The following is a 13,490-nucleotide window of genomic DNA, read 5'->3' on the forward strand; positions in this document are numbered from 1 at the left end:
CTAGCGCACGAGCCTGAAGACGGCGTCGACCGGTGCCTGCTCCAGGACCACGCGGGTGACGTACTCGCCAATCGCCGGCCCCATCTTGAAGCCGTGCCCCGAGCCGCCGCCGACGAGCCACGCATTGGCCGCGGCCGGATGCTGGTCGATGAGGAAGTGCGTGTCCGACGTCAGTTCGTACTGGCAGACCTCCGAGCCCAGCAGCGGCGCGTCGGCGATGGCGGGAAACCGCAGGCGCAGGAAGGCGCGCGCCTCGGCCAGCATCTCGGGCGTGTGCGCCCGGTCGCCGTGCGTCGGGTCGAACGTCGGGCCGTACGTGTCGTCGGCCACCTTGAAGCCGCGATGCGCGTTGCCGGGGATGCCGTAGTAGAGCTGTGCCGTGTCGTCTGCGTCCGCCTGACGGCCGCGGCGCGCCATGTCGAGCCAGACCGGCATGTGCGACGGCAGCCATCGCGCATCACCGGCGGGCGTCCCGAAGTAGAAGGACTCCTGCCGTGACGCCCGAATCCGTCGGCCGACGACGTCCGGGAACAGCGAGCCGAGCCACGGCCCGCACGCGAAGACGAAGTGATCGGCCTGCAGTGTCTCGCCGCGCTCGAGGGTGAGCGCGCGCAGCGACGCCCCTTCGACCGGGACGTGCGGGACGTGGCCGACGATGTAGCCGCCGCCCTCCGCGACGAAGGTCTCGACGACGTGCTCGCAGGCGCGACGCGCCAGCGCGTAGCCGGCCTCGGCCTCGAACAGCACCGCGGTCACGCCGTCGAACGAGATGTGCGGCCAGCGGGCTTTGGCCTCTGCGGGGTCGAGCCACTCGACCGGCAGACCGGCGGCCTGCATCGGCTCGAGCGACGCCCGCCCGAACGCATCGTCGCCGCTGAACATCCACAGAGCGCCGTTGCGATGGAAGAACGGCGTGTGGGGGGCACGGGCCCGGCCGGCCTGCGCGTCGTGCGCCTTCCACAACTGCATCGCCCGCGCCGCCATCGTGGTGTAGATGGCCCGGTCGCCGTAGGTGCCGCGGATCACGCGCGTCTCGCCACTCGAGGACGAGCGCGCGTGTCCAGGCCCCCAGGCGTCGACCAGCGTGACCTGCGCGCCGGCACGACGCAACATCAGCGCCGTCCAGCCGCCGAACGCACCGGCACCGACCACCACCACACGCCGTCTCAACGCCTTCGCCCTTCGTCCCTCATTCCTTCAGCATTCCACATTCGGCATTCGGCATTCGGCATTCCGGCTAGTGCCCGCCGCTCTCGCCACTGAGCGCCTTGGCCAGTTCGCCCATCACGACCTTCGAGTCGCCGAACATCATCAGCGTGTTGGGGGCGAAGTAGAGTTCGTTCTCGATGCCGGCAAAGCCCGGGTTCATCGAGCGCTTGTTCGCCAGGACGGTCCTGGCCTTGTCGGCGTCGATGATCGGCATGCCATAGATCGGGCTGCTCTTGTCGTGGCGGGCCGCCGGGTTCACGACGTCGTTGGCGCCGAGGATGATGCAGACGTCGATCTGGCTCATCTCGGGGTTGATGTCGTCCATCTCGACGAGCTTGTCGTAGGGAATCTCGGCCTCGGCCAGCAGCACGTTCATGTGGCCGGGCATGCGGCCGGCCACCGGGTGGACGGCGAACTGCACGTTGATGCCCTTCTTCGTCAGCTGCTCGAAGACGTCGCGGACGCGATGCTGCGCCTGGGCGACGGCCATGCCGTAGCCGGGCACGATGACGACGCGGTCGGCGGCTTCGAGGATCTGCGCGGCGTCCTCGATCGTCGCCGACTTGACCGATCGCTGCTCCACGGCGCCCTTGGCCGCCGTCACCTGACCGAAGGCCCCGAACAGGACGTTGGTGAACGACCGGTTCATGGCCCGGCACATGATGATCGACAGGATCAGGCCCGACGACCCGTCCAGCGCGCCGGCGACGATGAGCAGCTTGTTCTCGAGCACGAAGCCCATCGCGACGGCGGCCAGGCCGGCGTACGAGTTCAGCAGCGAGATCACGGTCGGCATGTCGGCGCCGCCGATCGGCATCACCAGCATCACGCCGAAGGCCAGCGCGAGCACGATCAGCACCGGGAACAGGAAGGTCAGCGTCGGGTTGACCACCAGCGCGATGCCGATGAGGACGCCGGCGCCGATCAGCGCGAAGTTGACGAAGTTCTGTCCCGGGTAGGTCACCGGGCGGGTCGGCAGCACTTCCTGCAGCTTGCCGGCGGCCACCAGGCTGCCGGTGCAGGTCATCAGGCCCAGCGCCACCTCGAAGACGATGGCTCCCGTGCGGAACGCCGTCAGATCGCCGTCGTGCAGGAACAGGTAGTACTTGCCGATGCCGACCAGGCCGGCGGCCAGGCCACCGAACGCGTGCGACAACGCGGTCCGCTGCGGGACGGCCGTCAGTGGCACCCACGACAGCGGCACGCCGACCATCGTGCCGAGGACGACGGCGACGAAGATCCACGTGTAGCCGCCGGCGGTGATGTCAGGCCGCAGCAGCGTGCCGGCCACGGCCAGCGCCATGGCGGCGACGCCGGCGAAGACGCCGTTGCGCGCCGTCTTCGGGTCGCTCATCCACTTGAGCGAGAAGATGAAGAGCGCCGCGGAGACGAGGTAGACGAGATCGATCGTCTGCGGGCTCATTGGCCGGGCTCCTTCTTCTTGAACATCTTCAGCATGCGGTCGGTGATGAGGAAGCCGCTGATGATGTTGGTGGTCGAGGCGAAGACCGCGATGGCGCCGAGGATCGTGCTCGTCTGGTCGTGTTGCGGACCGGCGAGGATGATCGCACCGACGATCGCGATGGCCGAGATCGCGTTGGTCAGCGACATCAGCGGGGTGTGCAGCAGGCGCGAGACGCGCCTGATGACGTCCATGCCGATGAACGTGGCCAGCATGAACACGAACAGCGCAGTGACGAAGTCCATGGATCAGGCCTTTCCGATGGCGTCGCGAAGGGCGGCAAGGTGCTTCGGGATGGCCTCGTACGGATCAGGGGCCGACTCGTACTCGAGGACGACGTAGCCGCGGTAGTTGGCGTCCTTGAGCATCTTGACGAAACGCGGCACGTCGGTCGGCACCTTGGCCTTGACCGGGCCGGTGTCGACCTTGAGCTGCACGTTGACGGCGTAGGGCACGATCTTCTGCAACTGCGTGTAGACGTCGGTGTCGTCGACGTTGCCCGAGTCCAGATTGACGCCGAACCAGGGCGAGTCGATCGCCTTGAGCGCCGGCAGCATGCGATCGATCTTCATCAGGTAGTCGTGATTCTCGAGCCCGAGGATCACGCCATGCTTCTCGGCGAAGACCAGCGCCTTCTTGAGGTTCTTGATGCCGTTGGCGATGCCCTGCTCCTCGGTCATCCCCTTGGGCGGCACGCCGCTGAACACCCGGACCACCGGCGCCCCGAGCACGGCGTAGTGGCCGAGCCACGTGTCGGTGTGCGTCAGCCACTTCTGCAGCTCGGGGTCCTCGTCCGGCAGCGTGAAGTTGTTCCGGATGGCGCCGCCGGAGATGTCGAGGCCGTTGATGTGGCAGCGGCGCTTGACCTCGTTCAGGTAAGCCCGATCGAACGTCTCCGGAAAGAAGTAGGACGTCAGCTCCACGGCATCGACGCCCAGCGTCGCCGACCAGTCGATGAACCCGAGCAGGTCCATCTTGCCCTTGGTGCCGGGCTTGGCCTGGAGGTACTGGCGCATCGAGTACGCCGCCAGCCCGATCCGCAGCTGGCTCTGACCAGCCCGACTGATCGGCGCCGCGGGAGCAGAGGCCGGAGACAGGGTCGTGACCACGGCCGCCGAGGCCGTTGCCGAAAGGAACGCGCGTCGATTCATGGGCATGGCGGTGTGCAGAGTGTATACGGGCTCGGGGCTCAGGACTCAAGGCAGGATCGGCGTCGGATTTCTCCTACAGCGAACAGGGCAAGGGACAAGGGACGAGTACGCAAGTCACACGGGAGACAAGGCACAGGGCCGGCTACGCCCAAGGCTCGCAGCTCCTCGCCACTGGTGAACGTCCGTCCCCGTCCCTTGCCGCCCTTGCGACTGCCGTCCCTGTCCCTTCTCCCTTGGCGCCCTTGTGACTTGCGTACGTGTCCCTTCTCACCTGCCCCCGAACCAGTACGACATCTTCACGAGCAGGACGTCGTCGGCCGGCGCGCCGAAGACGCGGCCGGCATCGGCGCCCAGGTCGAAGGTCCCCGTGGCGTCGAGGTCGCGGCGCTGCTGGGTCCAGACGAAGAACAGCGCGGAGCCCGGGCGGAACTCCCAGCGGAACACGGTGTTGGCGCGCAGCGATCGGACGTTGAAGTCCGGGCGCGCGAGGGCGAACGGCGTCGCGGCGCCGGCGCCGTCGGGATCGATGACCAGCCCCTGCCCACCGGGGCCGGCGGTGACCGTGCTGCCGGCGTCCTCGCCATACCGCACGAAGGCGAACGTGCGTGGCGCCGCCACTTCCTTGATGGCGCCGTAGTCGCCCGCCGAGACCAGCGGCTGCAGGAACGTCTGCAGCGACATCCGTGGCGACAGCACGACGCTGAGCCGCGCGATCATCGAGACCTCGGTCTGGTCGAGTTCGCCGAACACGTAACGGCGACCGAACGTCTGCGTGGCCAGCGGATCCTCCACCGTCGAGAGATACTGCGCCGCCACGATGTTGCGACGGATGGCCGGTCCGGCGCTGACCGTCACGGCCGGCACGGGGCGGAGCGTGAGACTGGTGCCGGCGGTGAAGGCCGACGCCCCGTACTGGCGCGCCGTGTACCCGATGTCGGTGCCGAGCACCGCCACGCGCCGGTTGTCGGTGACCACCGAGAGCTGGGCCCCGAGGTTGCCGGGCCGGATCATCGTCGGCCCGCCGCGCGTGAGCTTGTCGTCCCAGACTCGCCGGGCATGGGTCACCGTGAGCGTGGACCGCCAGAAGTTGCGGTACTGGATGCTGCTGGCCGCCTGCCAGCCATCACCCTGCAGTTCGGCGCCGTAGTTCCAGGTCCACCACTTCGAGATCCAGGCCGATCGCTCGCGCGTCCAGCCATCCGGAACGAGCTTGCGGAACAGGACCATCGCGTGGCCGCCAGCCCGATCGGTCTGCGTCGAGAAGCCGAGGTCGTTGACCTCGAGCCCGGGGCTCATGCCCCAGACGCCGAAGTTGGCCGTGACGTTGCCGCTCTGCTTGTTGAGATTGGCCTGCCCGGTCCAGCCCGCCAGGCTCGTGGCCGAGCGGTCCAGCGAGACGTGGGGTGCGTCCGGGCGCTGGTAGTAGCGCTGCTCGGCACGCTGCAGTCGCTCGATCGCCGCCTGACTGCCCTGCAGCCAGCTGCCGGCGATGCCGCCATGCAGCACCCAGCGGCGGGACGCGTCGAGGAACCAGTGGCCGTCCATCCCCAGCATGTGGGCGCGCGAGGCCAGCGAGGCCTCCAGCTGCGGATCGCGCTGCTCACGCACCACCGAGGTGCCGAGCACGCCAATCCCCGCCCGCGACCCCAGCTCGCGCTGCGCCCGGATCACCGCGTAGTTGGTCAGGGGCTCGACGTCCCGGCGGGTCGTCGCCGCGCCGTCGAACAGCCTGGCCTGCTCGCGGCCCGTCACGGCATTGAGGGCCCCGATCGTCCAGCCGTGACGCGTGCGGCCGACCAGCTTGCCGGCGCCGAGGATCGTCGTCGTCCCCGGGGCGTCCGCATACGGGCCCGTCGCCCGTCCCTGCGGCGCTCGACCGATGCGCCGGCTGTAGAACAGCGTCGGCTCGGGGCGGAAGAAGCCCCAGTACTCGCTGGCCCCGCTGCGGCCGAAGTTGCCGAACACCTTGGCGCCCTCCGTGAAGAACGGGCGCCGCTCCTCGAAGAACACCTCGAACTGTGTCAGGTTCACCACGGCGGGATCGACCTCGACCTGGCCGAAGTCCGGGTTGAAGCTGGCGTCGAGCGTGAGGCTGTTGGTGACGCCGTACTTGAGATCCATGCCCGCGGCCCCGAACGCGCGCGCGCCGTCGTTGAACGGGTTGCCGGCCAGCGGCGGCTCGATGAACTCGGCACGCGAGGTGACGTACGGCATCAGTTCGAGGGTGCCCGGCGGCGTGATGCCGACGATGTCCTCGAGGTGGGCCATGCGCGAGGCGAGCCCCGCCTCGTTCTTGCGCACCAGCTGCAGCCACGACGATTCGTTGCGGCGCTGGATCACGCGCTGGACGTTGATGCCCCACGTGTAGCGGTCCGCCGCCGGAAAGCGCAGCTGCGACAGCGGGATCCGCATCTCCACGACCCAGCCCTGGTCGTCCACCGACACCGCGGAGGACCACACGGCATCCCAGGTGACGTCGAGGAACTGGTCGTTGTAGATGAGGGCGTCTCGCTGCACGCCGGCCGCCGAGACGCCGAACTGCGCGCCCGTGAGGTGGTCGTGATGCGGGTCCAGGTAGACCACGAAGGCGTCGGCCTCGACGGCGACATCGCGCCGCGACAGCTGGCCGACGATGGCCGAGGGGTCGCGATCGTGCAGCCGCGCCGCGACGTAGAGCGCGCGCTCGTCGTACGCGATCCGGACGACGGTGTCCTCCGACGCCGGGTCACCCTCCACCGGGTCACGTTGATGAAACCCCGACATCGGCTCGGCGGTGCGCCAGACGACATCGTCGAGGCGCCCGTCGATGACGGGCGGCGAGACGGCGCGGGCGGCGTGGAGTTGGCGGGGGTCGGCGGTCTGGGCGACGACGCCGGACGTCAGGCTCGACATCGCCCCGACCAGCAGGAGGTTCAGGGTGACATCACGAGGTCCCACGCCGCGAATTGTAGCGTGTCCGCGCTCAGCGTGGCGTCGGCAGCGGCCCTGCGCGCACGTCGTCGACGTGGAACACCGCCAGCGGATCCGGGTCGTCGGGGTGGGGGAGGTCGGCCTGCACGGCGTAGCGATCGTCGTCGCGCGTGGGCTTCGTGCGGTGGCGGCCGGTGCGCAGCGAGAGGCGCTCCAGGATCGGGGCCTCGACCGCGAAGCGCACGTCGCGCGCGACGATGCGGTCGTCGACGAGCAGGTCGAAGCGAGAGGACGTCGTGGACGCGCGGATCGTGATCCGGTGCCAGCGACCAGCCGTATAGGCTCCCGCTGCCGTCCGGGTGTCGCCACTCGTCACCCCGATGGTGCCGTTCTCCTCGAAGGCCACCTGCACGGCCCGCTCCCCTGCCCGACCGAGCACCTCGATCTCGAGGCGACCGTGCCGCTCCTGCCCCGCCAGGACGGCGAGGCGGACCTCGGCCTCGCGCGCGGGCGGGAACAGCCGCACGGCGCTGGCGTGGTCGTAGGGATCGCGGTCCTCCAGGCGAAGGCTGTGGTTGCCTGAGGATGGCAGCGCCGCCACGCGCACGTCCGCCCAGCGCGGCCGGTACGTGGTCCAGTCGCGGAGGCGGCCGCCCGGAGGCACCTCGTCGAACGTGTCGGCGACCGGCGTGTCGACCGTGTCCCTCAGCGGCAGGGGCACGCGACTGACCCAGATGTCCTCCTTGTTGCTGCTGTAGGTCACCCAGAGATCGTTCCCGGGAGGACGACCGTTGCCTTCCGCGATGCCTCGCACGTACTGCAGGCCGAAGTCCTTCGCCCGGCCGACGAAGCGCCGCGGCGCGACTTCGCCGTTCAGGAGCCGCAGCGGGCCGAACGTGATGCCGTCCTCGCTCGACGCGACGGCCAGTGGCCAGCGACCGCGTTCCGCCGGGTTGTAGACCAGGGCGAAGCGGCCGTCGGCCGTGCGCTGCCCCCACGTCTTGGCCCCGCCCGTGACCATGCCGGGCACCCGGACCGGGGGGCTCCAGCTCCGGCCCTCGTCGGTCGACAACGCCGCCCAGGCGTGCTTGAACAGTGCGACCGCCGTCCCGTCCTGGCGATGGAACACCGACGGGGCTTCGAGCACGCGGCCCGGCACGGTGAAGAAGCCATCCTCGCTCCGGTCTTCCTCGCGCCACTGCATCGTCACCAGCCTGTCGGCCAGCAGCGCCGCGCACGCCTCGACGAACCCGGGGTCCGTGGCCCGCGTGTAGAAGGGAAACCGCGCAGTGTTCTCCTCCGTGCGCCCGGCCAGTGCGTTGTAGCGGACGAAGTGGATCGGCCCATAGGACCCGTCCGTGTACGCCTCGCGCACCACGCGCCCGATGCCCGTCGCGCCGGTGGGATTGGGGGCGTGGCCATAGTGACCGACGACGAGGAGCCGGCCGTTGGGCGCCACGTAGAAGCCCATGCGCTGGTGCATCATCGCCATCCCCGACTCGTAACCGGAGATCGGCCCTGGCCGCAGGTGATAGATCGGAAACACGGGCTCGGGCCGCTTCCACTGTCGGCCATCGACCGACGTGGTGATGAAGGTCTGCCCGGGCGCGAGGTGCTCGCCGAAGGGGTTGCTCAGGTACTGCAGGTGGAAGCGGCCGTTCCAGTAGGCGAGGAACGGCGCATGGCTGTACGTCCAGCCCCAGCCATCGGCCTCCTGCGGGCGGGTGCGATTGGCGCGCAGGACCTGGATGTGCTCGGCGCCGACCACGAGCGGGAGCCCCCCGTCGTGACGGTCGGGATCGAGGGCCGCGCCGACGACGCGCACCGGTTCGGTCGGGCTGCCAGGCTGGGTCGCGTCGAGGGTGACGAGCAGCGACAGCGACGCGATGAGGACGAGGGTGGTGCGCACGGCGCGCATTGTAGCCGCGGGGGCGCCCACCGTTCGTGCCGCCCGCATTGCGCCGGCCCCCGGCATGGCATAGGCTGGACCTGATCCTGGAGTGGGTGCCCCGAATGGCCATTGAGCCCTGTCCCGCGGTCGCGGGCCCGACGCGAGCCGCATGGTCCGTCGTGGCTGCTGCGACCCTTGCTGCCATCCTGATCGGCACGGTCGCGTGCCGCCCGTCCGCGCCCGTCGTCGCGGGTGTGCCCGCGCAGGTCGATTTCAATTTTCACGTCCGGCCGATCCTGTCGGACAAGTGTTTCGCGTGCCATGGGCCCGACGACCGGGCCCGCAAGGGCGGGCTGAGCCTGCACACGATGGAGGGCGCGTTCGCCACGCTCGCCACTGGCCGTCGGGCGGTGGTGCCGGGCAACGCCGGCAAGAGCGAGCTGGTGCGCCGCATCCTGAGCACCGATCCCGCGGTGATGATGCCGGTGCCCGATTCGCACCTGAGCCTGTCGGAGATCGAGAAGGGCACGCTCGTCCGCTGGATCGAGCAGGGCGCGACGTGGACGCCGCACTGGGCGTTCGTGGCGCCGAAGAAGGCCGCCCTGCCCACCGGCCCCGACATCGGGGCGGGCCGCCCGCCGATCGACGCGTTCGTCCGCGCTGGCCTGCGCGGCACCGGCCTGACGCCCTCACCGGAGGCGTCGCGCGAGACGCTGATCCGACGCGTCTCGATCGATCTCACGGGTCTGCCGCCGACGGTCGCCGAGGTCGATGCCTTCCTCGCCGACACCAGCGCGACGGCCTACGAGACGGTCGTCGACCGCCTGCTGGCCTCGCCGGCCTTCGGCGAGCGCATGGCCGCCGACTGGCTCGACGTCGCCCGCTACGCCGACTCGCACGGCTATCAGGACGATGGGATGCGGCAGATGTCGCCGTGGCGCGACTGGGTCATCGCGGCGTTCAACCGGAACATGCCGGTCGATCGGTTCATCACCTGGCAGCTCGCCGGCGACCTGCTGCCCAATCCGACACCCGAGCAACGGCTGGCGACGGCGTTCAACCGCCACCACATGCAGTCGCAGGAAGGTGGCATCGTCTCGGAGGAGTATCGGGTCGAGTACGTGGCCGACCGGGTCAGCACCTTCGGCGCGGCCTTCCTCGGCCTGACGCTGCAATGCGCGCGCTGCCACGACCACAAGTACGACCCGGTCCTGCAGCAGGACTACTTCAAGCTGTTCGCGTTCTTCAACAACGTCAACGAGACCGGGCAGATTCCGTACTCGGGCATGCCGAGCCCGACGGTGACGCTCTCGACCCCGGAGGCCGACGCGGCCCTGGCGACGCTGCGCGCGGCGATCGGTCCGCTCGAAACCGCCACCCGCGTCGATCGGCTCGCGACGGGCCCGGCCTTCGAGGCCTGGCTGGCCAGGGCCCAGGCGACGCCGTCGACCCTCAACGTGCCGGTCCCTCGCGCCATCGTCCACCTGCCGCTGGACGCGATGAAGAACTACACGTTCGCCAACCGTGCCACGCCGAGGCGGATGGGGACGGTCGGCAGCGAAGAGGAGCGCAAGAAGAAGACGGCACGCGCCCCCGAAGTGGTGCCTGGTCGGGTCGGCAATGCCGTGCGCCTCGTGGGCGACAGCCAGATCGACCTCGGCGGCCGTGACGAGAACTTCGGCTTCTTCGAGCGCAACGACCCCTTCTCGTTCGCGCTGTGGGTGCGCCGCGACAAGGACGGGATCGGTGGCCCCATCGTCACGCGGTCGGGCGCGGTGATGAACGGCTTGCGGGGCTACGAGCTGATCCTGCGGCCCGATGGCACGCTGACCACCGGGCTGCACCATGTGGCGCCCGACAATTCGCTCGAGATCGAGACGGTGACGCCGCTGCAGGTCGGCACCTGGGCGCACGTCGCGGTGACCTACGACGGATCGAGTCGGGCGTCCGGCCTGACGCTCTTCATCGATGGCGTGCCAGGCAAGACGCGCGTGGTGGTGGACCACCTCTCGCGCAGCATCATCAGCGAACCGAAGGGCGACTGGGGGGGCATCTCGGCCATCCGCCTCGGCCGGCGCGGCGACGAGAACCTCTCGGACGTCTCGGTGGACGAGTTCCAGGTCTTCCCCGATCAGTTGACCGCGCTCGAAGTGGCGGCCCTCGCGCACCCGCGGAGCAACGGGTCAGGGCTGCCGCGCGAGGCACTGGCCGATCACTGGGTGCGGCGGGTGGCGCGCCTCGGCGAGCGGGAGCGGACGCAGCTGCGCGCACTGCGCGGCAAGGAGAACACGATCATCACCAACCTGCCGCAGGCGATGGTGATGCGCGACCTGCCGCCCGAGCGGGCGCGGCCGACGTTCCTCCTGGCGCGCGGGTCCTACGACGCCCCGACCGACCGCGTCGAGGCCGACACGCCGGCGATGCTGCCCAAGTTCAGCGGCCCGAAGAACCGGCTCGGGCTGGCGCAGTGGCTGCTGGCGCCCGCCAACCCGCTGGCCGCGCGCGTGCTGGTGAACCGCTACTGGGCGCTGCTCTTCGGGGCCGGTCTGGTGGCCACGCCCGAGGACTTCGGCAACCAGGGCCGACTGCCGACCCATCCCGAGCTGCTGGATCACCTGGCGGTGACCTTCCGCGAGAGTGGCTGGAACCTCAAGGGCCTGCTGCGCGAGATCGTGCTGTCGCAGACGTATCGTCAGTCGTCGGCCGCGTCGCCGCGGGCGCTCGAGGTGGACCCGGCCAACGAACGGCTGGCGCGCGGACCGTCGTACCGACTCGCTGCCGAGCAGATCCGCGACACGGCGCTGGCCGCGAGCGGCCTGCTGGTCCGCACGATCGGGGGCCCGAGCGTCTATCCGTACCAGCCCCCGGGGCTGTGGGAGGAACTGGCCACGCGCAACGCGACCACCTACACGCAGGGCACGGGCGACGACCTCTACCGGCGCAGCCTGTACACGGTGTGGAAGCGGAGCACGCCGCCGCCGTCGGCCATCAGCTTCGACGCCTCCGAACGCCTGCTCTGCATCGTCAAGCGGCAGCGGACGAGTACGCCGCTGCAGGCGCTGGTCCTGCTCAACGACGTGCAGTACGTCGAAGCGGCGCGCGTGCTCGCCGAGCGGCTGCTGCGCGAGGGCGGTGCGACGACCGACGCGCGCATCACCGCGGCGTACCGCCTGCTCACGAGCCGGGCGCCCCGGCCGACGGAACTGGCGGTGGTCCGGTCGCTGTACGAGAAGGAGCGCGCGACGTTTGCCGGCGATGTCCGGGCGGCCCGCGCGCTGGCCGCGTCGGGCGAGCACCCGCCGGCGCGGACCCTGGATCCGGTGGACGTTGCCGCCTGGACCGTCGTCGCGAGTACGATCATGAACACGGACGAAGCGGTGAACAAACGATGAAGGCTCTCGAGGATCTCAAGTTCAACGCCACGCGGCGGCACTTCCTGTCGGCGGCCAGCCTGGGCATCGGCTCGGTGGCCCTCGGCGCCCTGCTGGATCCGTCGCGCCTCTTCGGCGGGCCGGCCCAGGCGCCTGCCGGTGCGGCGCCAGGGACGACGGCCGGCGGCCCGCTGACGGCCACCCATCTCGTGCCGCGGGCCAAGCGCGTCATCTACCTGTTCCAGAGTGGCGGGCCGTCTCAGCTCGATCTCTTCGACGACAAGCCCCTGCTGCGGACGATGAACGGACAGGACCTGCCCGACTCGATCCGCAAGGGCCAGCGCCTGACGGGCATGACGGCCCACCAGAAGCAGTTCCCGCTGGCGGGATCGCACTTCGACATGGCCCGCCACGGGCAGAGCGGCGCGATGGTCAGCGAACTGCTGCCGCACATCGCCTCGATCGCCGACAAGCTGTGCTTCGTCAAGTCGATGCACACCGAGGCCATCAACCACGACCCGGCGGTCACCTTCGTCCAGACCGGCTCGCAGCAGGCCGGGCGGCCCTCGATCGGATCGTGGCTGTCCTACGGGCTCGGCTCCGACAACGCCAACCTGCCGGCGTTCATCGTGCTGCTGTCGCGCGCCCGTGAGGGCGACCAGCCGCTGTACTCGCGCCTGTGGGGCAGCGGCTTCCTGCCGTCACAGCACCAGGGCGTGCAGTTCCGCCGCGGCAAGGACCCGGTGCTCTACCTCGGCGATCCGGACGGCCTGAGCGCCGACACGCGTCGCCACATGCTGGACACCTTCCGCGCGCTCGAGGAGGAACAGCACGCGCGGGTGCTCGACCCGGAGATCAATGCCCGCATCGCCCAGTACGAGATGGCGTACCGGATGCAGACGTCGGTGCCGGACGTGATGGATCTGGCCAGCGAGCCACAGAGCGTCATCGACATGTACGGACCCGAGGTGAAGACGCCCGGCACCTTCGCGGCCAACTGTCTGCTGGCGCGGCGGCTGGCCGAGCGCGACGTGCGGTTCATCCAGCTCTATCACCAGGGCTGGGACCAGCACGGCAACCTGCCCAAGGACATCCGGATCATGACCCGGTCGGTCGACCAGCCGTCGGCGGCGCTGGTCAAGGACCTCGAACAGCGCGGACTGCTCGAGGACACGCTGGTGATCTGGGGCGGCGAGTTCGGCCGTACCAACTACTCGCAGGGAAAACTGACCAAGGACAACTACGGACGCGACCATCATCCGCGCGCCTTCACGCTGTGGATGGCCGGCGGCGGCGTCAAGGCCGGGCTGACCTACGGCGAGACCGACGAGTTCGGCTACAACGTGGTGCGCGACCCGGTCCACGTGCACGACTTCCAGGCAACGCTGATGCACCTGCTCGGCGTCGAGCACGAGCAGCTCACGTTCAAGCACCAGGGGCGGCGCTACCGGTTGACCGACGTCCACGGCCACGTCGTCAAGGCCCTGTTGGCGTAA

General features: G+C 69.8%; 8 protein-coding genes. 2 read left to right on the forward strand and 6 right to left on the reverse strand.

Annotated features, from left to right (window positions below; translation table 11 throughout):
* The 6 genes from Q0C41_RS05100 to Q0C41_RS05125 form a co-directional block, all read right to left on the reverse strand.
* Entirely contained in the window at positions 1-1,170 is a 1,170-nt protein-coding gene (locus tag Q0C41_RS05100; RefSeq protein ID WP_291981536.1) for an FAD-dependent oxidoreductase, read from the reverse strand.
* Between the two features lie 67 nt (positions 1,171-1,237).
* Positions 1,238-2,632, reverse strand: coding sequence for an NAD(P)(+) transhydrogenase (Re/Si-specific) subunit beta (locus Q0C41_RS05105; protein ID WP_291981538.1), 1,395 nt, complete (start codon positions 2,630-2,632; stop codon positions 1,238-1,240).
* Positions 2,629-2,916: an NAD(P) transhydrogenase subunit alpha gene (locus Q0C41_RS05110; protein WP_291981540.1), complete on the reverse strand. Its 288-nt coding sequence runs from the start codon at positions 2,914-2,916 to the stop codon at positions 2,629-2,631. The genes Q0C41_RS05105 and Q0C41_RS05110 overlap by 4 nt, the downstream gene beginning before the upstream one ends.
* Positions 2,917-2,919: 3 nt before the next feature.
* Complete coding sequence (locus Q0C41_RS05115) at positions 2,920-3,822, reverse strand: sugar phosphate isomerase/epimerase (RefSeq protein ID WP_291981542.1); 903 nt, start codon at positions 3,820-3,822, stop codon at positions 2,920-2,922.
* A gap of 267 nt (positions 3,823-4,089) precedes the next feature.
* On the reverse strand, positions 4,090-6,759 hold the full coding sequence (locus tag Q0C41_RS05120; protein ID WP_291981544.1) for a DUF5916 domain-containing protein: 2,670 nt from the start codon (positions 6,757-6,759) through the stop codon (positions 4,090-4,092).
* Positions 6,760-6,784: 25 nt separating this feature from the next.
* Complete coding sequence (locus Q0C41_RS05125) at positions 6,785-8,641, reverse strand: exo-alpha-sialidase (RefSeq protein ID WP_291981546.1); 1,857 nt, start codon at positions 8,639-8,641, stop codon at positions 6,785-6,787.
* Positions 8,642-8,802: 161 nt separating this feature from the next.
* On the opposite strand from Q0C41_RS05125, the gene Q0C41_RS05130 reads away from it, so the two are divergent.
* Together Q0C41_RS05130 and Q0C41_RS05135 are read left to right on the forward strand one after the other, a co-directional pair.
* On the forward strand, positions 8,803-12,015 hold the full coding sequence (locus Q0C41_RS05130; protein ID WP_291981548.1) for a DUF1553 domain-containing protein: 3,213 nt from the start codon (positions 8,803-8,805) through the stop codon (positions 12,013-12,015).
* A complete protein-coding gene (locus tag Q0C41_RS05135) occupies positions 12,012-13,490 on the forward strand; it encodes a DUF1501 domain-containing protein (RefSeq protein WP_291981550.1) in 1,479 nt (492 codons plus the stop codon). Before Q0C41_RS05130 ends, Q0C41_RS05135 begins: the two co-directional genes overlap by 4 nt.

This window comes from Luteitalea sp. (genome assembly GCF_022842525.1).
In the GTDB taxonomy this organism is placed as follows: Bacteria; Acidobacteriota; Vicinamibacteria; order Vicinamibacterales; family Vicinamibacteraceae; genus Luteitalea.